The sequence below is a fragment of the Nocardia sp. NPDC005366 genome (assembly GCF_040606855.1).
Lineage (GTDB): Bacteria > Actinomycetota > Actinomycetes > Mycobacteriales > Mycobacteriaceae > Nocardia.
In genome coordinates this window covers 47221-64822 of the sequence record NZ_JBEXFQ010000014.1, presented here as the reverse complement: position 1 = coordinate 64822, position 17602 = coordinate 47221, and the positions used below count along the sequence as shown (strand labels likewise).

Below are 17602 nucleotides of genomic sequence, written 5' to 3'. Positions count from 1 at the left end.
CCTGGACATTCACGATCGCGAGCCCACGGGCGGATGCGAGGAGATGATCTCCGCGAGCGCCTGCCTGTCCAGTTTCCCGCGCGGAGTTCGGGGCAGCTCGCGCACCGTGAGCACCCGCACCGGCATACTCGGACTCGGAACCGTCGCGCGCAGGTGACGCCAGATGTCGGCGGTACTCGGCGCGTCGGCGTCGACCACGATGGCCGCGACCGGAACCTGCCCCATTCGCGCGTCGGGCATACCGATGCACGCCGCCTCGGTGATACCGGCGAGCGCGGTCAACGCCGTTTCCACGGCGGCCGGTTCGACATTCAGCCCGGCCCTGATGAGCATGTCGCTGTCGCGGCCGAGCAAAGTCAACCGATTGCCGTGCACCCGGCCGCGATCGCCCACTGTCATCCAGCCGTCGACCGGACCGCCGGTGACGCCGCCGTCGGTGAGGTATCCGTCGAACAACATATCGCTGCGTACGAAAACCAGCCCGTCGCGGATCCGCGCGTCCACACCGTCGAACAACTCCCCCGCGGAATTCTCGTCATCGGCTCCCAGATCGCGATCGTAGGAGACGAAACTCAATTCGGAGGCGCCGTAGAAATGCACGAGTGAGGCATTCGGCAGCACCCGGCGAAGTGCCTCCCGCCCGGATTTCGGCCAGCGCGCCGCCGAGGACAGCACCTCGCGCACAGTGGCGAAGGGGCCGATTCCGGCCCGCGCGACATCCCAGGCGATGGTCGGCACGGAGTACAGGTGGGTCGCGTTGTCGGCGAGCGCGTCGAGGGCCGGCCGCAGATCGACGGCCGCGCCGCGAGTGAGGGCGTGCAGCGCTCCGTAGAGGAAATGGGTGTGATCGAGCACGCCGGGCACCGAGACCCGGTCGCCCGCGCCGATGTCGAAGGTCCGATCGGATCGGTCGAGTGTCGCCGCCCACGACTTCTGATCGCGCACGAACAGTTTCGGCTCGCCGGTGGTGCCGGAGGTGATGCCGACCAGCAGTTCGGAATCGGGCGTCGCGGACCGCGACGGCCCTTCGCGTTCGAGTTCCGACGCGGTGGTCACGCTCTCGCAACCGAGGCGGCGCAGACGAGGATGCTGATGCGCCGCTGCGACCACCGCGCCCGGCGCGGCGACGGCGAGAACCCGAGCGCATTGTTCCGCGAGCAGATGCCTGTGCAGCAGGACCACGCTCACCCCGGCCCGCATCGCCGCGGTCACGGCGACGAGCGATTCGATATCGGAGCTCGGCAGTACCGCGACGCGACCCATGCCGTCGAGACCGGCCGCACAGCGATCGACGCGCGACCAGAACTGCCCGTAGTCGACCCGATCGCGCGCGGCGACTACCGCGAGCGCGCCCGCGTCGCGGGCGACCTGCCCGGCGATCCGCTCGGTGAGCAATTCAGTCATCGTCGACTCCTCTCGCGGCGAGCGCGTCGCCCATGGCATCGGCGGTCCGTAGGGCGCGCACCAGCACCGGGGTGACAAGCGCGGTGACCGACCACTCGAGCCCGCGGGCGCGCCGCGCTTGCGCGACATCGTGAACGATGCCGGTCAGCAAGGGAACACATCGGATGGCCAGTGCGAGAAGCAGACCGACGCGCTCGGGGTCGACGCCGAATCGGCGCAGCGGTTCCAGCGCCCGCGTCACCGCGTCGAGCATGTCGCTCACGCGCGTGGTGAGGGTGACCAACGCCGCGAGCGCGACCGAGATCAGCAGCACGCCGCACACCACCGCCGCCCGCGACCACGAGGTGATCAGCACCTGGAAGACCGCGATGACGACCAGCATCCAGAACATCGGCCGCAACTGGGCCGCCGCGACGCGCCACGGGATTCCCGCGACCGCGAACAACACCGCGACGCCCCCGGCCACGACCAGAACCTGCGACGGGGTTCGCGCGAATATCGTGCTCGCCACGATCGAGACGATCAGCAGTATCAGTTTCGCGCCCGCCGGGAGCCGGTGCACCACCGAACGTCCCGGCTGGTAGAGGCCGATCATTCGACGAGCCGTCGATAGGCGGGGACGGCGTCGTCGGGAGCACCGTCGAATACCACCGCACCCTCGTCGATGACGACCACTCGCTCGAAGGTGTCCAGCAGCGCCAGCTGATGCGTCACGACGATCACCTGCTGATCGACCGCGTCCAGCGCCGCGGCGACGATGCGGGCATTGCGTAGATCCAGCAGCGTGGTCGGCTCGTCGGCGACGATCACCGACGGCCTGCGAATGAGCACAGCGCCGAGGGCAAGCAGTTGTTTCTGCCCGCCCGACAGCAGATGCGCGGGATGTTCGGCATGCTGTTCGAGCCCGAAACGCTCGAGCATCTCCCGGACGCGGGCGGCGATCTCCTGTTTGCTCGCGCCGCTGCGGCGTAACGAGAACGCGAGATCTTCCGCGACCGTCGGCATCACGATCTGGGTGTCGGGGTCGGTGAAGACGAATCCGACCTTCCGCCTGACCTGCGCGCCCTTCCTGGACGCGTCGACACCGTCCACCGTGACGACGCCGGCGGTCGGCGTCAGCAGGCCGTTGATCATCCGCGCCAGCGTGGACTTGCCCGACCCGTTGGCGCCGATGATGCCGATACGACGTTCGCTCAGTCGGATATCGATATCGCGCAGGACGTGCCGGTCACCGTATCGGTGACTCACCGCCTCGAAGACGATCTCGCTCACGCCACACGCTCCACCAGCATGGCGATACCCTGTCCGCCGCCGATCGCGCACGCGGCGAGGCCGAGCGCGGGCCCCCCATCGGACAGCATCTGACTCGCCAGACGCACCAGCAGGATCGCCCCCGACGCGCCCCACGGGTGTCCCATCGCGATCGCGCCGCCCTGCGGGCAGATCATCGATTCGTCCAGTCCCAATTCGTCGGCCACGGCGAGGACGACCGAGGCGAATGCCTCCGTGATCTCCACGATGCCGAGATCGGCCACGGTGAAATTGCTGCGGCGCAGTAGTTTCCGTATCGCGGGCACCGGGCCGAGCCCCGGCAGCGCGGGATCCGATCCCGCGACGGCGCAGCCGAGGACGCGCAGCGCGGGCATACCCGCCGCCCGTGCCTCGGTGGTGACCGCCAGCGCCGCGGCGCCGTCGGAGATACCGCACGAATTTCCCGCGGTGGCAGTGCCGTCGGCGCCGAAACTCGGGCGCAGCCTGGCCAGCCGCTGCGTCGTCAGACCCGCGCGGATGCGTTCATCGCGGGAGATCGCGCCGATGGGCACGATTTCGGCCGAGAAATCCGTCGCCGCGGCCAGGGCGTGCGATCGGGCCGCGTACAGGTCCTGCCGTTCGCGGCTGATGCCGCGGACCCGCGCGAGTTCATCGGCCGCGACGCCCATATCGGGATCGGGGAATTCCGGGGGCACGAAGGGGGCGCGGGTATATCGCACGGGATCGGCTCCCGCGATCGGCGGCCAGAAACGCCACGGCGCGGTGCTCGCCGATTCCACTCCCCCGGCCAGGATCAGATCGTCCGCGCCGCCGCTGACCCGCAGCACCGCCTGCATCACCGCGTCGAGTCCGGAACCGCATTGCCGGTCGACCGTCACGCCCGGCACCTGCACACCCAGCCCGGCCCGCAATGCCGAAACGCGCGCCGGATCGCCGCCGGGGCCGAGGCAGTTGCCGAGCACGACATCGTCCACCTCCGCGTCGATACCGCACGCACGCACCGTCGACAGGACCTCACGCAGGACGGGTGCGGCCAGATCGGTGGTCGTCAGCGTGGCGAACCCGTGTCCGGCATTACCGATCGGAGTCCGTCGCGGCGCGACCAGAACCGCGGTCATCCGAGTAGTTCCCGCACCTGAGATCGGGCCACCTTGCCCGACGCGGTTCTCGGCAGCGCGGGGACGGCGAGCCAGCGCCGTGGCATGGCTTCCTTCGTCAGCAGCTCCCGCGCGGTCGACCGGATCACGTCCAGACCCACCGCGTCATCCAATTCCAGTGCGGCGGTGACGATCTCACCGAATACCGTGTGCGGCGATCCGATCACGGCGACGGCGACTATTCCGTCGAGGGATTCCAGAACCCGCTCCACATCCTCGGCGATGACCGTCGTTCCACCGACATTGATGACGCAATCGCCGCGCCCGCGCACCCTCAGTTCCCCGTTCTCGCCGAGTTCGGCGAGATCACCGACCGCGTACCAGCCGGGCGCCCCGATGACCGAATAGGGCGATCGGATATGCAGCAGTCCGTCGCGGACATCGGCTTCCACACCGTCGAGCAGACGCAGCGGCTCGGGCACCCGGCGCGCGGCGACGAGGGAGACTTCGGAGGATCCGTAGTATTCGACGATCTCGATCTGCCCGGCCGCCGCGATCGCGCCGTCATCGAGTGCGATCCCCGCGACGATCGCGGTCCGTAATCGGGGCGCGGAGGCCACCACGTCGCGCAGTACGGCGGGAACCGCGTGCACGACCGTCGCCAGCTCGGGATCATCGGTGACACACGCGCCGCACCACAGGGCGTGCAGCGCGCCGAACAGGTGCATCGTGGCGTGCAGCGGGCCGGTGACCAGCACGTGATCGTTGTCCCGCACCCCGGTGATCGCGGTGAACGCCGGGAAGCTGTCGTACCAGGACGCCGCAGTCCTGGCCAGTGGCCGGGGCGAACCGGTCGAACCCGAGGTCGCCACCAGCAGGAAGGCCGATTCGGGAATGCTCGAACGCCGCGGACGGAATTCGGGATTCTCCACCAGCACCGCGATACCGCGACGCGCGGCGGCGAGGACGCAGATCAACGCGTCGGCCAGGGCGAGATCCGAGGCGTCGTAGACCTCGGCGTCCGATCCCTCGATCCACTCATCGATCGCGTGGTCGAGTTCCCCGTAGGTGTAGGCGCGGCCGTGCGCGACGATCGCCGGTCGGTCACCCGTTGCGCCGAGCGCCGCCTCAGGCACCGGTCAGGCCCGGATACGCGCGGTGCACTCCCTTGGCCACTACCGTCGCCGCGGCGACCTTCAGCAGGTCACCCGGGATGAAGGCGAAATTGGTCGTGATCGACTCGCGAAATCCCAGATCGGTGCGCAGCAGCAGCCCGACGATTCCACACAGGTAGATCACCACGATTCCGCCCAGCACGTTGCTGGCGGCGCCGAGGGCGATGGGGTACTTCGGCAGAATACGTTCGGTGAGCAGGCCGATGACGAACGCGGCGGGTATCCACCCGATCAGGTAGCCCGCGCTCGGTCCCGCCAACGCGGTCAGTCCCGTGCGTCCGCCGGACAACAGGGGCAGGCCGATCAGGGTCAGCGCGAGGAATACGACGACCGCCGCGGTGCCCTTGCGCGCCCCGAGCACCGCTCCGGCCAGCATCACGCCGAGGGTCTGCACCGTGATCGGCACCCCGCTGAATCCCACCGTGATGGCCCCCGGCAGCCCGAGTGCGGCGATCAGCGCGGCGAATACGGCGATCTGCGCCATATCCCGCGCGGACATTCCGGCCCGCCGCGCGCGCGAGTTCTCCACACCCTCCATGGACGACCTTCCACTACAGACTTGAACGGCGTTCAAGGTAGCAGGTCGGCGGGCGGACGATCTCGACCGGGCACGTCGAAACACCCACACGGTCTGAAACACAATCACTTTCGGCGCGGCGTCGCAGCAACAGCCGGGCCTACCCCCTATGCTTGACCCTGCCGTGAGGCGTGGCGGCGTCCACACGGCGTACGGGGAAGCGATCCGCCCGGCGATGTGTACACATCGCCGGGCGGGTCACTTGTTCACACGGTGGCTGATTCACACGGTGGCTAATTCACGCGGTGGCCTCTTCACGCGGTGGCCTCTTCACGCGGTGGCCGACGATCAGAGCAACGCCAGCGCGATACTCGTCACGGCGACGAGCAGGATCCACACGCCGATCAGCAGCTGGCCGGATGTGCCGGAACCGGGTCGTTCTGCGGAGCGGCGGTCCGACCAGTGTGTATGGGTAACCATGTCGACGATCCTCCAGAATCGAATGCGCTTGCCATACAACCGACTACCCACACTCGGCCGATCAAACGTCCGGCTGGTAGACGGGCCGTCGGGCTCGGTCGTGGTGGATTCGTGCCCGCGCGCACCGTCGCCGTGTCACCGGTCGGATCAGACCGCGGCCGTCAGTGCCGCGAATTCCTCGTCGGTGAGCTCGATCGTGGCCGCCGCGGTGTTCTCCTCGACGTGCGCGACCGATGAGGTGCCGGGAATGGGCAGCAGCACCGGGGATCGACGCAGCAGCCAGGCCAGCGCCAGCTGCGACGGAGTAGCCCGATGCTGCCGGGCGAAGGTATCGAGCGGGCCGCCGGGACGGGCGAGTTCCCCGGTCGCGATGGGGAACCACGGGATGAAGGCGATGCCGTTGGCCTCGGCGTAGGTCAAGACATCCTCGGACCGACGGTTGGCCAGGTTGTACAGATTCTGCACCGACACGATATCGGCGATCTCGCGAGCCTGCGCGAGCTGTTCGACGCTCACCTCGGAGACGCCGATATGACGAATCTTGCCTTCGCGCTGGAACTCCAGCAGTGCGCCGATCTGATCGGCGAGGGGCACCTTGGCGTCGATGCGATGCAACTGGTAGAGGTCGATCCGGTCCACCCCGAGGTGGCGCAGACTCAATTCCATTTGCTGGCGCAGATATTCGGGCCGCCCCACCGGGCGCCAGTCCCCCGGCCCGGAGCGGGTCAAACCGGCCTTGGTCGCGATGACGAGATCATCGGGGTACGGATGCAGCGCCTTGCGGATCAGGGACTCGCTGACGAAGGGACCGTAGGAATCGGCGGTGTCGATGAAGTTGACGCCCAGTTCGACCGCACGGCGCAGCACGCGCACGGCCTCATCCGGGTCAGCGGGATCACCCCATACGCCGGGACCGGTGATCTGCATGGCTCCGTAACCGAGCCGATGTACCGGAAGGTCACCGCCGAGGGCGAACGTTCCTGAGGCATCGGCGGGCCGGGTGCTGGTATCGGTGGTCATAAAACGTCATATCCTTTGCGGGAGTCGGCTCGGCGGGCATGGTGGCCGCCCGCCGGGTGGATCCACCTGATCGGACACGCCGCACGCGGTGGCGGCGCGCTCCTTGCCGCAACACCGCGACCGCGACGGACATTCCGCCGCCGGACGAAAGACCCGCCGACCCCGAGGTCGTCAGTGCAGAGCTTGCACCATCAGCGCGGCCAGCGGGTCCGAGGAAGCCGGATTCTGGCCGGTGTAGAGGTTGCGGTCGACCTGGACGTTCGGGGCCCACGGCTCGCCTTCCTCGACGTCGAGGCCCATCGCGATCAGTCGATCCTGGAGCAGCCACTTCGCCTTGTCCGCGAGTCCCGCCTGCGTTTCCTCGGCATTGGTGAACGCGGCGATCCGATATCCGGCGAACGGGGAGCGCCCTTCGGCGTCGGAGGTAGCCAGTAGCGCGGCAGGCCCGTGGCAGACAACGCCGAGCGGTTTCCCCGTGGCCAGCGCGGCGGTGAGCAGCGCCCCCGATGTCACGTCGACAGCGAGATCTTCCATCGGCCCGTGCCCGCCCGGATAGTAGACGGCGTCGTAGTCGTCGAGATTCACCTCATCGAGGCGGATCGGATGCGCGAGTTCGGTGGCGGCCCGCAGTGTCGCCGCGATCTCCTTCGCACGCTCGGGCCCGCCATTGACCTCGGGGGCGAGACTGCCTTGATCGACGGTGGGCACGACGCCGCCGGGTGTCGCCACCACGATTTCGTGGCCCACGTCCTTGAACGCCCGGTATGGCGCGACCACCTCCTCGGCCCAGTATCCCGTCGGATGTTTACTACCGTCGGCGAGCGTCCAATGGTCGGCACCGGTCATCACGAACAGGATCGTCGACATCTCCTACCTCCGGATTCGGTTTCGGTTTCCGCGATCCGGCGACGAACACCGGATCGTCGTGCTGCCCGAGGTGGGACCCTCGGCAAGGGTCGAGCACACGGAGTCCTCGGCTCACTCCCTCGGCTCGGCGACCGTGGTAGCGCACCTCGGGCCCCTGAGCGTGGCCCCCTCGGCGCGTGACACGTCCAAGACGACGGTACTCCGTCTCGGTCCCGCGACGACCGAGAGCGAAATGCCGCGGGGCCCGGCGATCAGGCGACCGGCACGGTCACGCCGGGGGACGACGGGGCGCCGTGCAGGACCAGTTGGCTCGGGACGTCGGCCTTCTTGTTGTTGTTCTTCTTGCCGTTCTTGTCCTTGTCGGGTAGGTCGAAGGCCAGCCGGATCGTGCGGGTACTGCCGCGATCGATCTGGTCGACGCCGTTGCCGGACGGGTCGAGTTCGGTGGTCGCGGTCGCGTCGGGGACCAGGGAGCGGCCCGCGGCGGTGATCAGGCGCTGATCGGCGATGCGGAAGACTTGCCCGCCCTGGGAGATATTGGTGACCGTCAGCGTCACGATGGTGTAGGAACCGCCGGGTGCCACCGCACCGGTGCGGGTCACGTTGGACATCACCTCGGTCACGGTGAAAGCGAAGTTCCCGTCGCGCACCGCGCCAGCCGGAACCGGGGGTTGTTCACCGCTCGCGGGCGGCTGGGAAACGGTCGGGACAGCAACGGAGGTCCTCGTGCCTGGAGCGGAGTCAGACCCGAGGACACCGCTCAGCAGCCACACCGCCGCCGCGGCGACGAGTGCCAGCCCCGCGGCGACCGGTAACCATCTGCGCACCAGAAGCTTTCGCCGAGGGTCTGGATGCGCGACCGACGCGGCTGAGAATGTCCGGGGCTCGGGCGTTCGCGACGTCGGCCGGGTCTCGGCCAGGGTCGGGGGCGGGCCGACGGCGGTCATGACGCGGGTAGGCGGGTGCGTGGCCGATATCGTCGGCGGGGTGGGTTGCGCCGATTCGGGCCGGCCCAAGACCGCACCCGCCGCGGCGGCGAATTCACCGGCGCTGGCATAGCGCTCCCCCGGTTCCTTCGCCATACCGCGGGCGATAACAGCGTCGAGCGCGGGCGGGACACCGCGGCCAGTCGCCGAGGCACGCGGGGGTTCGGACATCAAATGCGCGCGCATCTGCCGTGCCGGGTCGCCGCCACCATACGGGAGGTTCCCCGTGAGGGTTTCATACAGCACGCAGGCCAGCGAATAGACATCCGATCGGGCATCGGCCGTGCCGGTGAACCGCTCCGGCGCCATATAGCCCATCGTGCCTACCACCAGGCCGGTAGCCGTGAGGGCGCTGCTGTCGGCGGCGCGGGCGATACCGAAATCGATCAGATACACGAAACCGCTGGTGTCCTCGAGGATATTGCCCGGCTTCACATCCCGATGAACGAGCCCCGCCGCATGAGCGGCATCCAGCGCCTCCGCGGCCTGGACGACGACCTCGACCGCCCGACTCGGCACCAACGGGCCCGACCGCAGCCGCGTGGCCAGATCGACACCCTCGATAAAGGCCATCTCCAAAAACAGATGACCATCGACCTCGCCGAAGGCACGGATCGGCACGATGTGGGGGTTGCGCACCTGGGCGCCCAACCGCGCCTCCCGCTCGAAACGGCGCCGGTATCCCGGATCGGCGGAATACGCCGCGGACAACACCTTCAACGCGACGGTGCTGCCGGTGCGGTCGCGCGCCAACCACACCTCACCCATACCGCCACGACCTACCAAGCGTTCGAGGTGGTAGTTCCCGAACGAGCCACCCGCGCTCTGCACCGACACATCCCGACCGTATCGCCTGCGATCGCCGCCACCGCGACCGGGAGATCCGCCGACCGCGCTGTATCGCCGCGACCAGGCGCACGAGAAGATCCGGCGGCCTTGGCCTTCAGGCGATCGGCTCCGTGACATCCGCCCCCGCAGCCTCCGCGAAAACCCGTTGCCGGGCCACGGCCGCCGCTGCTACTTTTCCGGAGTCCGTGCCAGAGAACGAGGAGGTGGTACCCGTGAACGCAGTATCGACATGGGTGCTCCCCTCCGGGGTCACGGTCGGGCGATAGGTCGTCCGGGAGCGCCGCTCGACAGCACTCCCGAAAGAAGACACGACCATGCGATTCACTTCCGAACAGCGCCCCGGCGACGGCGTCGTCGAACGCGAATTCACCCTCGGCGAAATCCCCGGCATCCTCTGGACGCCCGCAGCCGCATCCACACCGGCGCCGCTGATCCTGCTCGGCCACTCCGCCGCCGGACTACAGAAGATGTACCCGCGACTGCTGGCCAGGGCACGGTACGCCGTGGCGGCGGGCTACGCCGCTGCCGCCATCGAACTCCCCGGTAGCGGTGAGCGGCCCCGTTCCGCTGCCGTCGATCAGGCCCGCGCCGACCTGCACCGGGCGTTGCAGGCCGGTGAGCCGGTCACCGACGACATCGTCGACCGGCTCATCCTCCCACTGGTCGACCAGGCGGTCCCGGAATGGCGGGCCGCCCTGGACGCCCTTCTCGAGCTGCCCGAGATCGGCGGCCCGGTCGGGTATTCGGGAGGAGTGATCTCCATCGGCACCCGGCTGGCGATGGTCGAGCCGCGCATCTCGGCCGCCGTTCTGTTCGCGGGGAGTTTCGTGCCCCGCGCCATATTCGAGGAGGCCCGCCAAGTCACCATTCCGCTGCATGTCCTGCTGTAATGGGACGACGAGGGAAACGACCGGCAGATGGCCCTGGACCTGTTCGACGCCTTCGGCTCCGAGGAGAAGACGCTGCACGCCAATATGGGCGGGCACACCGGCGTCCCGCAGTTCGCGGGAGAAGAGGCGAACCGGTTCTTCGCCCGGCACCTGAAGTGAGACCGGCCCGTCAGGCCCACAGCACACGATAGGAGCCCTCGGCCGTGACGCCGCTCGTCGAGGACGGGTCCCGGCCCTCCTCGATGAGCGGTAGCCGGCAGACGTTCTCAGCTCCGCCACATCTCCCAGTGCGGCGTAGTCACGTTGCGCACTTTCCGTACACCGCGCTTTCGAAGCCCGTGTTCTCGTAGGCAGCCGTCGCCAAAGGTGACTTCCGGTTGAAAAGAATTGGCGGCTCGATCGGATTCGATCAAATCAAACCATTCGGTTTGCGGTACTTGCAGTCCAGTCTATTTGCTCGCGCCTATCGCGCATCCTCATACGGGGAACCGTCGCCGCGCGGAATTCCATACCCGCGGCACACGGCCGAGGTCAACAATTCCAGTACTTCCACCATGCGGACGCCGTCGACTTTCATACCCGCGACGGAATGCGCGGCGGTGGGTTCGACGAGTCCGAAACACATTCGGACGCTGTCGTGAACGGCGTTGTGCACCGCCTCGATCGGGACCCCTTCACGCGCACGCTGCGCCGCCGCCAATTCGAGCCGAGCCAGCACGACGCCCGTTTCGTCGAGATCGTCGAGCATCGCTATCGCGCGGTCGAGCCCTTCGCGAAACGCCGCGGAGAACTCGGCTCCGGCCTGTCCGATGAAACCACGCGGGGCGGATGGACTCGACCGGGGCTCACGCGTTCCGTCCACATCCATCGCACTCCTCCACCTGCCGCGAACTCGCAATCGACGTTAGCGGCGCCACAGCCGCGGGTTCGCGTCGACCGCCCGACTCGAGCAAACGCCCGAAAGGGAGTGAATCCGGTTTGTGAAGTCTCCCAACGCCGAACTCAGGCCGTCGCCCGTTCGTACGCCTCGACCACCCCGGACGCGACCCGACCGCGCGAAGAAACGGGATGACCGTTCTGACGTGCCCAATCACGGATGACCGCACTGCGCTCGCGGTCGGCCGCGGATGGCGTCTTCGCGATGAGCGAACGTTTCGTCCGACCACCGGTCCGACGCGCATTCTCGACCCACGGCGCGAGCGAATTGCGCAGTCGGGCGGCGTTGGCGGTGGACAGATCTATTTCGTAATGCACACCGTCCAGGGAGAATTGAACGGTTTCGTCGGCGATCGAAGTTCCGTCGAAGTCGTCGACCAGGGTGACAGTCACCTTCTCGGCCATAGCAAGCCCCCTCGTGTCGTATTCGGTACTGCCTTCGGTGTTTTCCGTGACGCTGTCAGCAGAATAGCGCGCGAGCCTCGTACGCTCGCGTTCAGATCGAGCTTCGAAGTATGTCATCGCCCGCATTCCGAACTTCGAGCGGGTCGAATCCCTTGTCCACGACCCCTTCTGCGTGGAAACCGCCGGGCAGCCTCCGGGAGGCATCGTATCCGCTATGCGGGTGAAACGATCGCCGTGGGGGCGATTTCCCTGGCAACGCGCTGGCCGGATTCGACCGCGCCGTCCATGTAACCCGCCCAGCGCGTGGCAGTTTCGGTTCCCGCCCAATGCAGTGGCCCGATCGGGGCGCGCAAGGCCCGGCCGAAGCGGGTGAGGGTCGCGGGCGCGGCGAAGGCGCCGTAGCAGCCGCGGCTGAATTCCTCCTCCGCCCAATCCCGTTCGATGTAGTCGATCGGATCCCCCGCCTTCGGCCCGAAATAGCCGACCAGATCGGCGAGCACCTGGGCCCGACGCCCGCCGGGGCCGAGGCGCGCGCCGATATCGGCGTGGCGGCCCTCGAGGAATCCGACGAGTACGCCGGGAGCGCCCTCGTGCGGCGTATTGTCGAAAACCGTACCGAGCGGCCTGCTATCGCTGTTGGCCTGACCGCTGAAACCGTCACGACGCCAGAACGGTTCGTCGTAGACGACATTCACCTTGATCACCCGGCCCATCGGCATGCGCTGGACGAGTTGATCGCGATCACCCGGCAGCCCTGGCGTGAAGCGGATCCGAGCGGCGAGCGGCGGTGGGATCGCGAGTACCGCGCGACGGGCCCGGACCACGGTGCCGCCCGCGATGACACGGACCCCCGCGGCATCCCATTCGATCGCGCCGACCGGGGCGCCGAGTAGCAGTCGATCGCCGAGTCGCTCCGCCAGCGCGAGGGGAATCCGCTGCGAACCGCCGACGATGCGATCCTGCTGCGCCCCGCCCTCGGTATTGATCAACGCGTCGAGGCCGCCCGCCGCGCCGATATAGAAACCCGCCCACAGTGCCGACACATCCTCGGGACCGGCGGAGAACACCGCCTCGGTGATCAGCCGGAAGAAGGCCCGCCCGTCACGGGTGCGGGCGGTTCGGTGCAGCCAGGTCGCGAAGGTCTGCCCGTCCAGGCGGTCGGCGTCCTCGGCCAGCCACGGCTCCCGCGCGGCGACCCGGCGTGCCATCCGGTCCAACCGCCACTGCGTCTGGGCGATATCGGCCAGTGCCGCCGGATTCAGCCTCGGAATTCGACCGGTGTACTCCGACCGCGCCGTGCCGAGTTCGGCGATATGGCGACCGTCGGTGAAGGTGGGGAAGGTTTTCAAGTCCAGTTCGCGGATCAACGCGAGCACCCGGTCCTGCCCCGGCCCGACCCACTGACCACCGACCTCGATCGGCAGGCCGCCCGCCAGCTCCGCGTTGAGCAGCCGCCCGCCCACGCGCTCACGCGCCTCGACCACCAGCACCTCGCGTCCGCCTCGGGCCAATTCCCGCGCGGCGACCAGCCCCGCGATTCCGGCGCCGACCACGACGACGTCCGCCGACTTCTCCATGACGAGCCACCTTCGTACGGGCCATCTCCGACATACACACCGTATGCGCCTTCCGCGGGTCTCTCGGCGAACTCGACCATCTTCGGCGCAGGCGATCCAGGACGGGCCGGAGTCCGGGCCACCGATAGGCCGGGCCCGACCGCGAGATCGCCGGGCCCGACCGCGAGATCGCCGGGCCCGACCGCGAGATCGCCGAGGACGACCACGAGACCGCGCCGCTAGACTCGGCCGGGTGCCGCCACCCTCGTCACCCACCTCGCCGCCCCTCGGGGGCAGGCAGGCGCGGTGGCAGCCGCACAACGACCAGCGGCGCGAGCGCATCGTCGCGGCCGTCATCGCACTGCTCGAGGAGGGCCCCGCCGGGGTCGAGGTGCCGATGCGCTCGATCACCGAGCGCGCCGGACTCTCGAAATCCGTTGTGTACCGGCAGTTCTCCGGTCGCGATGAACTCGATCGCCGCACCAGGACGGCCATCTGCGAGCAGTTCACCGATACGCTCGACACCGCACTCGACGTCACCGCCGGGTCGATCCACCAGATCCTGCATCGATCCATCGGCGCGGTGGTCGACTGGATCGACCGGCATCCCCGGCTGCACGAATTCCTGCGCCGTGGGCCCGCCCTCGGCGATCCGGACGACATGAACGCGATGAGCAGCCTCCAGACCTCCATCGCCACCAGGACTCGGCGGCTCGTCTCCGGCCTGGCCGGGGTGATCGGCGTCGTGGACGAACCGGTCGTCGACACCATGACCTTCGCCATCGTCGCGATGACGGAGGCGACGGTCACCCGCTGGGCGCACGATCCCGAACCCGCCCTCGACCGCGATCGACTGGTCGCCGAACTCGCGAGCTACGCGTGGAGCGTGCTCGACGGCGTGGCCCGCGCGCATCGACTCGTGCTCGATCCCGAGCAACCACTGCTGGCCGTCCTCGAGCGATTGGCTACGCCCGAGCCGTGACTCGCCCCGTCAGGCGACCGCGCGCATCCGGCGCTCCGGTTCGCCGCGGTAGCGTGAGGGCGTCCCGCCGATATTCAAGATCGACCACAGCCGTTCGGTCACCGGGTTCATCAGTCCCAGTTCGCGGGCGAGTTTGCGCATATCGCCGAAATAGCCGGACAGGATGCGGCGCTGCTCGGGTCCGTCCCAGAACGCCTCCCGCATCACCTCGTCCGGAATGCCGAAACGCTCGGCGAAGGATTTCGGCGGAGCCATGATCTCCCCCGCGAGCCAGCGCATGGCGAGCGGAAAGGCCAAGGCCGACACCATCTTTCCCGGCACGCTCATCCGCTTCAGATGCGCGGCGAGGAATTCGCCGGCGAACGAGATATGCCTGGCTTCCTCGGCGATGTGGATCTCCATCGTGCGCAGCACCGCGGGCGGGACATTCCCGCCGTCGCGGATGACCGCCTTCTGATAGTGGTCGATCGGCTCCTCGCCGCCGAGTACGCCGATCAACAGGATGACGTGCGCGTACCCGCCCGCGACCCCGATGAACGGCGAGAGCGCGCGAAAGATCGGGCGCATCCCGGGAACGTCGACACCGATGCGGTTCACCAATTCCTGGAACATCTGGATGTGATTGCACTCTTCGGTCATCTCGTGCATGCAGTACCGGAACTCGGGTGCGCCGTTGGGCAGTTTCATGACGTACTGCAGCATGCCGCGGATCAGTACGCTCTCGAACGCCGCGCCGACCTTGATCACGTTCGCGATACGCCATGTGCCGATCTCGATCTGCCGTCGCGTCGGCAGACTCCGGTACCACGCGGTCGCACCGAGCGGATCGTATTCCGGTGAGAGGATCCATCGCGGATCCTCCGGGTCGATGGCGAATTCCGGTCCGTCCCAGTCGATATCCAGGTACGGGTCGAATTTGCGGTGCACCGAACCCTCGGACAGGGTCGCCAGCGTTTCCCGGTAACCCTGGTCGAACAGTTCGGCGCCGACCGATTCGGACAGCGTCATCGATGCCTCCTCGTTCCGGCCGCGACGAGCGGCGACGGCGATGCGCGATTGCGCGTGACATCAGAATATATGGGACTCCCGGTCCCAGACAATACCCCCGGACGGACTGCTCACCATCCGGGATCGCCGAGGACGGGAATGTTGACCCAGCTCGGCCGGGCCGGGTCGAGTTCGAGATGCTGTGGCTTCAACTCGCTTTCGTTGAGCAGTGGACGCAGCGGCAGGCCACGCGGAAGGTTGAGTGCGAAGATATCGATACGCAACCGATGGCCGGGTTGCAGCACGCCGTCGGTGGCGGGCAGCCCGATATCGACGACAGTCGGTTCACCGGGCACGATCGGCCGACGGGCGTCGAGGGTGAGAATCGGATACGGATCGGTGTAGTCGCCGTTCGGCGACCGGGTGGCCTTCCGATCGTCCACCGCGCGCAGCGAGGCTTGGAGCTGACCGCTGGTCCACACGGTGGAGCGGCCGTCGGGCGCCACATCGTTGACGGTCACCGCCCAGTAGCCATCGGTGCTGTCGAGCACCGTATTCAGGTGGGCGGCAATGGGTCCGGATATCACCGTGGGTTCGGCGACGGGCGCGCTGGTGAAGGTCAGCGCGTCGGCCTCGCTGATGCGTCCGTCCTTGGCGCAGATATCGAGCAGGGCGGTCGCACCCGCGGTACCCGTGGCCGAATCGCGCGAACACAGGGTGAGCAGGGCGGGGGCGACGGTGAGCCGCGCCGAACCACCGGGGGCGGGCGCGAGCGTGCCGTCATAGGAACTGCGAGCAGTGCCCGAAACGGCGGGATCGAAATACATGCGCCGGTAATCGGCCCCGGCGCGCGGGAATTCGGCGCCGCCCGTCCAGCCGCCGCCCTGTTGCCACAGCGTCACCGGATCATAGGAATCGATGCCGTTGTCGATCCCCTTGAGCCACCGGTCGAACCACGCCCGTTGCAGCACGTCCAACCGCGGCGGCCCGCCCGGCTGACCGAGACCGTTGCCGGTGGTCAGGTGGTAGGTGTCGCCCATGATCAGTTTCTTCCGGCTCGCGGGCACGTTCAGCGCGTTGTAGACCCGCGGCGAGGAATAGGTGAAGATGTCGTGCCAGCCGCCATAGACGAAGGTCGGGATGTCGATCTTCTCCGGATGTCCGAGCCAGGCGTTACGCACCGGGGTGCTGTCCTGGAGCAGGTTCATCAGATTCTCCGGAATCTCGTCCACGCTCGGCACCGTCAGGGCGGCGAACAGGTAGTCGAAGAAGGTCATCGGATCCTGCACGCGATCGGCGAGCCACTTCCAGTCGAAATTGCCGGTCACGATGGACTGCACATCCGGAACCCATTTGGCGCCGTTGACCGCGAACAACCACAGCGGCAGGAAGCCGACACCGACACCGCCGCCGGTCGCGGCGATATCACGCAGCAGATCGCTTCCGGGGACAACCGGGAAGATCGCCTGGAGTGCGTCGGGTCCGCGTTCGGCGGTCTGCAACTGGTTGATGGCCGAATACGAGATGCCGCTCATCCCGATCTTGCCGTTGGACCACGGCTGGGCGGCCGCCCAATCCACGACCTCGACGCCGTCGGCCTGTTCACGCTCCCCGAAGACCTGCCAGACGCCCTGCGAGAATCCGGTTCCACGGACGTCGACCACAACCTGGGTGTACCCGCTCTGGATCAGTTTGCGATCGACGGCGAAGGTTCGCGCCGCGCCCGCGGGCAGCGCTCGCGCCACTTCGGTGAGTCCGCCGAGTCCGAGACCCGAGAGATCGAATCTGTTCAGCACATCCATCAGGGCGTCACCGAGCACCGGCACGCTCAGTGCCGAATCAGCCACGTTGGCAACGAGTTTCGAATACGGCGTCAGGTTGACGATGGTGGGGGTCCGCTCCTGGATCGGACGGCCATCGGCATCGGCGGGGTGATACACATTGCCCTTCAGGACGGTGCCGTCGCTCATGGTGATCGGGACGTCCCATTGGATAAAGACATTCGGGTACGCGCGCGGCCCGTCGTGCGTCGCGGTCCACTGCGCCCCCAGCGCCGCCCCGTCGGGTACCGCCCGTCCGGATTGCGCCGACATCACGCCGGTACTGATCGCGACCATCGTCACCACGAAGGTGACGGCGATCCGGACAAGACGACGCCGTCTGTTCATGAATCCCCACT

At 67.9% G+C, this 17602-nt stretch carries 16 protein-coding genes, 1 other RNA gene and 1 pseudogene; 2 read left to right on the top strand and 16 right to left on the bottom strand.

Annotated features, from left to right (window positions below; all coding sequences use genetic code 11):
• Positions 1-9 precede the first annotated feature (9 nt).
• The 11 genes from ABZS43_RS17895 to ABZS43_RS17845 all read right to left on the bottom strand — a co-directional run bounded on the left by ABZS43_RS17895 (position 10) and on the right by ABZS43_RS17845 (position 9655).
• Positions 10-1404 carry an AMP-binding protein gene (locus ABZS43_RS17895; protein WP_355037007.1) on the bottom strand — a complete coding sequence of 465 codons (1395 nt, stop codon included), beginning with the start codon at positions 1402-1404 and terminating at the stop codon, positions 10-12.
• Positions 1397-1999 (bottom strand): energy-coupling factor transporter transmembrane protein EcfT, encoded by a 603-nt coding sequence (locus ABZS43_RS17890; RefSeq protein ID WP_355037006.1) that lies wholly within the window; start codon positions 1997-1999, stop codon positions 1397-1399. The genes ABZS43_RS17895 and ABZS43_RS17890 overlap by 8 nt, the downstream gene beginning before the upstream one ends.
• A complete protein-coding gene (locus ABZS43_RS17885) occupies positions 1996-2676 on the bottom strand; it encodes an ABC transporter ATP-binding protein (protein ID WP_355037005.1) in 681 nt (226 codons plus the stop codon). The genes ABZS43_RS17890 and ABZS43_RS17885 overlap by 4 nt, the downstream gene beginning before the upstream one ends.
• On the bottom strand, positions 2673-3050 hold the full coding sequence (locus ABZS43_RS17880) for a hypothetical protein (RefSeq protein ID WP_355037004.1): 378 nt from the start codon (positions 3048-3050) through the stop codon (positions 2673-2675). Before ABZS43_RS17880 ends, ABZS43_RS17885 begins: the two co-directional genes overlap by 4 nt.
• 114 nt (positions 3051-3164) lie before the next feature.
• Positions 3165-3237, bottom strand: an RNA gene (locus ABZS43_RS17875) — hammerhead ribozyme type II.
• A gap of 553 nt (positions 3238-3790) precedes the next feature.
• Positions 3791-4909 (bottom strand): AMP-binding protein, encoded by a 1119-nt coding sequence (locus ABZS43_RS17870; RefSeq protein ID WP_355037003.1) that lies wholly within the window; start codon positions 4907-4909, stop codon positions 3791-3793.
• The gene (locus ABZS43_RS17865) at positions 4902-5486 is read right to left on the bottom strand and encodes a biotin transporter BioY (protein WP_355037002.1); all 585 of its coding nucleotides are present in this window, start codon (positions 5484-5486) and stop codon (positions 4902-4904) included. Before ABZS43_RS17865 ends, ABZS43_RS17870 begins: the two co-directional genes overlap by 8 nt.
• Positions 5487-5813: 327 nt before the next feature.
• The gene (locus tag ABZS43_RS17860; RefSeq protein ID WP_355037001.1) at positions 5814-5945 is read right to left on the bottom strand and encodes a hypothetical protein; all 132 of its coding nucleotides are present in this window, start codon (positions 5943-5945) and stop codon (positions 5814-5816) included.
• Between the two features lie 147 nt (positions 5946-6092).
• Positions 6093-6965, bottom strand: a complete 873-nt coding sequence (locus ABZS43_RS17855; protein WP_355037000.1) for an aldo/keto reductase — start codon at positions 6963-6965, stop codon at positions 6093-6095.
• Between the two features lie 171 nt (positions 6966-7136).
• On the bottom strand, positions 7137-7832 hold the full coding sequence (locus tag ABZS43_RS17850) for a type 1 glutamine amidotransferase domain-containing protein (RefSeq protein ID WP_355036999.1): 696 nt from the start codon (positions 7830-7832) through the stop codon (positions 7137-7139).
• A gap of 251 nt (positions 7833-8083) precedes the next feature.
• Entirely contained in the window at positions 8084-9655 is a 1572-nt protein-coding gene (locus ABZS43_RS17845) for a protein kinase (protein ID WP_355036998.1), read from the bottom strand.
• 326 nt (positions 9656-9981) lie between these two features.
• Here ABZS43_RS17845 and ABZS43_RS17840 point away from each other — a divergent pair.
• A pseudogene (locus tag ABZS43_RS17840) lies at positions 9982-10716 on the top strand (alpha/beta hydrolase).
• Between the two features lie 304 nt (positions 10717-11020).
• Here ABZS43_RS17840 and ABZS43_RS17835 read toward each other — a convergent pair.
• The 3 genes from ABZS43_RS17835 to ABZS43_RS17825 all read right to left on the bottom strand — a co-directional run bounded on the left by ABZS43_RS17835 (position 11021) and on the right by ABZS43_RS17825 (position 13475).
• Entirely contained in the window at positions 11021-11425 is a 405-nt protein-coding gene (locus ABZS43_RS17835; protein ID WP_355036997.1) for a hypothetical protein, read from the bottom strand.
• Between the two features lie 134 nt (positions 11426-11559).
• On the bottom strand, positions 11560-11898 hold the full coding sequence (locus ABZS43_RS17830) for an Lsr2 family protein (RefSeq protein ID WP_355036996.1): 339 nt from the start codon (positions 11896-11898) through the stop codon (positions 11560-11562).
• Between the two features lie 212 nt (positions 11899-12110).
• The gene (locus tag ABZS43_RS17825; protein ID WP_355036995.1) at positions 12111-13475 is read right to left on the bottom strand and encodes a flavin monoamine oxidase family protein; all 1365 of its coding nucleotides are present in this window, start codon (positions 13473-13475) and stop codon (positions 12111-12113) included.
• Positions 13476-13707: 232 nt separating this feature from the next.
• On the opposite strand from ABZS43_RS17825, the gene ABZS43_RS17820 reads away from it, so the two are divergent.
• Complete coding sequence (locus tag ABZS43_RS17820; protein ID WP_355036994.1) at positions 13708-14436, top strand: TetR/AcrR family transcriptional regulator; 729 nt, start codon at positions 13708-13710, stop codon at positions 14434-14436.
• Positions 14437-14445: 9 nt separating this feature from the next.
• Here the strand turns inward: ABZS43_RS17820 and ABZS43_RS17815 are convergent, their stop codons facing one another.
• Together ABZS43_RS17815 and ABZS43_RS17810 are read right to left on the bottom strand one after the other, a co-directional pair.
• Positions 14446-15444 (bottom strand): diiron oxygenase, encoded by a 999-nt coding sequence (locus ABZS43_RS17815; protein ID WP_355036993.1) that lies wholly within the window; start codon positions 15442-15444, stop codon positions 14446-14448.
• Positions 15445-15554: 110 nt separating this feature from the next.
• A complete protein-coding gene (locus ABZS43_RS17810; protein ID WP_355036992.1) occupies positions 15555-17591 on the bottom strand; it encodes a CocE/NonD family hydrolase in 2037 nt (678 codons plus the stop codon).
• Positions 17592-17602: the final 11 nt, after the last annotated feature.

Excerpts from the sequence above, each read along its gene's own strand:
- ABZS43_RS17895 (WP_355037007.1), bottom strand. The coding sequence starts at position 1,404 with ATGACTGAATTGCTCACCGAGCGGATCGCCGGGCAGGTCGCCCGCGAC.
- ABZS43_RS17890 (WP_355037006.1), bottom strand. The coding sequence starts at position 1,999 with ATGATCGGCCTCTACCAGCCGGGACGTTCGGTGGTGCACCGGCTCCCG.
- ABZS43_RS17880 (WP_355037004.1), bottom strand. The coding sequence starts at position 3,050 with ATGCCCGCGCTGCGCGTCCTCGGCTGCGCCGTCGCGGGATCGGATCCC.
- ABZS43_RS17865 (WP_355037002.1), bottom strand. The coding sequence starts at position 5,486 with ATGGAGGGTGTGGAGAACTCGCGCGCGCGGCGGGCCGGAATGTCCGCG.
- ABZS43_RS17860 (WP_355037001.1), bottom strand. The coding sequence starts at position 5,945 with ATGGTTACCCATACACACTGGTCGGACCGCCGCTCCGCAGAACGACCC.
- ABZS43_RS17855 (WP_355037000.1), bottom strand. The coding sequence starts at position 6,965 with ATGACCACCGATACCAGCACCCGGCCCGCCGATGCCTCAGGAACGTTC.
- ABZS43_RS17850 (WP_355036999.1), bottom strand. The coding sequence starts at position 7,832 with ATGTCGACGATCCTGTTCGTGATGACCGGTGCCGACCATTGGACGCTC.
- ABZS43_RS17835 (WP_355036997.1), bottom strand. The coding sequence starts at position 11,425 with ATGGATGTGGACGGAACGCGTGAGCCCCGGTCGAGTCCATCCGCCCCG.
- ABZS43_RS17830 (WP_355036996.1), bottom strand. The coding sequence starts at position 11,898 with ATGGCCGAGAAGGTGACTGTCACCCTGGTCGACGACTTCGACGGAACT.
- ABZS43_RS17825 (WP_355036995.1), bottom strand. The coding sequence starts at position 13,475 with ATGGAGAAGTCGGCGGACGTCGTCGTGGTCGGCGCCGGAATCGCGGGG.
- ABZS43_RS17815 (WP_355036993.1), bottom strand. The coding sequence starts at position 15,444 with ATGACGCTGTCCGAATCGGTCGGCGCCGAACTGTTCGACCAGGGTTAC.
- ABZS43_RS17810 (WP_355036992.1), bottom strand. The coding sequence starts at position 17,591 with ATGAACAGACGGCGTCGTCTTGTCCGGATCGCCGTCACCTTCGTGGTG.